Here is a 1,587-nt window from a genome sequence, read left to right as displayed (position 1 = left end):
TAATTCGTTATTTTAATAACATTTATGATAATTTTGTAATAATATTTGTAACATATTATTTTTATTTCCTGTGGCTTTATTCATTTATGATCATAGAGGATTACAGAAGAATAACATGTGGTGGTGATCCTTTCAATTATCTTATCGGCTCACTTAAGGGTTTATATTTTGATATATATACAAACGACGAGGTTAAGTTAATTCTGGATTCGAATAGGTTCAATTATGACATTGAAAAATTTATAAAAATACTGGATTATACTGGTTTTAATCTTATTGAATATAAAAAGAATGAGGATATTGAACTCCGAATCAGGAAAATCTAGATTTTTATTATGCCAAGTGAGGTTAATTTTTTTATCTCATCCTGACTGTACCCAAGTTTATAAAGTATTTCATATGTATTTTCTCCATTACTTGGGGATGGTCTTTCTATTTTAAAATATTTATTATTTAGTTTAAACGGCACTGGTTGGATTTTCAATTTACGACCACTTTCATTTATAACCTGAAATGGATTTATTGCACTCGTTTGCCCATCTTTTAATACCTCACTTACATCTTTTACCCTTGCACACGGAACCTTGTATCTTTTTAATAAATCCATCCAGTATCTACTTGTATTTTTAATAAACACTGATCCAAGCAGGCGGTTTAATTTTTTTCTATGTCTGACCCTTTCCCTGTTTGTTATGTAGTCTGGATTATTTTTAAGTTCCGGCATTCCAATTGCCTCGGAAAGCCTTGAAAAAAGATTATCGTTGGAAATTCCTATGACAATATATCCATCTCTAGCCAAAAAGGCACCATAAGGTGCAAAGGACATATGCTCACTTCCAGCCCTTTTGGGTATTTTTTTTGTTATTTGATATGATTCTATATAGTAATTCATCCAGTAAAGTCCAGTCTCATAAAGTGATGTAGTTACCTCCATTCCCTTGCCTGTTCTTTCACGATAAATAACTGCACCAAGTATCCCCATGGCAAGCCACATGGCAGAACCCACATCAAGAACTGAAACGGCCACCCTTGCCGGCTTTCCAGCTCTGGCACCATTCACACTCATTATACCAGTTTCAGCCTGTATGATTGCATCGTATCCTGGATTGTTCATTAATGGACCTGTGTTTCCATATGACCTTATTGATGCATATATAATTTTATCATTAATTTTTTTAATATTTTCATATCCAAGACCCAAAGAATTAACAGTATCCGTGCGAAAATTTTCCACAATAATATCAGAATTTATTATAATTTTATTCAGTATCTTGCGTCCCTCTCTGGTTTTTATGTTTACCGCCAGGGATTTTTTACCCCTGTTAATTGCAATAAAATATGCAGATTTATCTCCAATCGAGGGTTCCATGGATCTTGAATCATCACCGCCTGGAAGTTTCTCAATCTTTATTACGTTTGCACCAAGGTCGCTTAAAATTGCTGTTGCACTGGGACCAGATATATTGGTTGTAAAATCCAGTACATTATATCCATTCAATATCTTTTCTGCATATTCATTATCAAAATTTGAAGGCATGAATTATAAATTTTTAAGCACAATAAATATTTAATGTTAATTTATTATTT

At 32.6% G+C, this 1,587-nt stretch carries 2 protein-coding genes; one reads left to right on the top strand and one right to left on the bottom strand.

Going from position 1 to position 1,587, the window contains the following annotated elements; genetic code table 11:
- The coding region (locus AOG55_RS04460; protein WP_055040953.1) for a hypothetical protein at positions 1-326 on the top strand (326 nt) is incomplete at its 5' end.
- Here the strand turns inward: AOG55_RS04460 and AOG55_RS04455 are convergent.
- The gene (locus tag AOG55_RS04455) at positions 323-1,537 is read right to left on the bottom strand and encodes a CaiB/BaiF CoA transferase family protein (protein WP_048101222.1); all 1,215 of its coding nucleotides are present in this window, start codon (positions 1,535-1,537) and stop codon (positions 323-325) included. The two genes, AOG55_RS04460 and AOG55_RS04455, sit on opposite strands and share 4 nt — an antisense overlap.
- Positions 1,538-1,587: the final 50 nt, after the last annotated feature.

The sequence above is a fragment of the Acidiplasma cupricumulans genome, assembly GCF_001402935.1.
Classification (GTDB): Archaea; Thermoplasmatota; Thermoplasmata; order Thermoplasmatales; family Thermoplasmataceae; genus Acidiplasma; species Acidiplasma aeolicum.
This window is presented reverse-complemented; position numbering and strand designations above follow the sequence as displayed.

Bases quoted from the DNA above. Each gene is read 5' to 3' on its own strand.
- AOG55_RS04455 (WP_048101222.1), bottom strand. From the start codon at position 1,537: ATGCCTTCAAATTTTGATAATGAATATGCAGAAAAGATATTGAATGGA.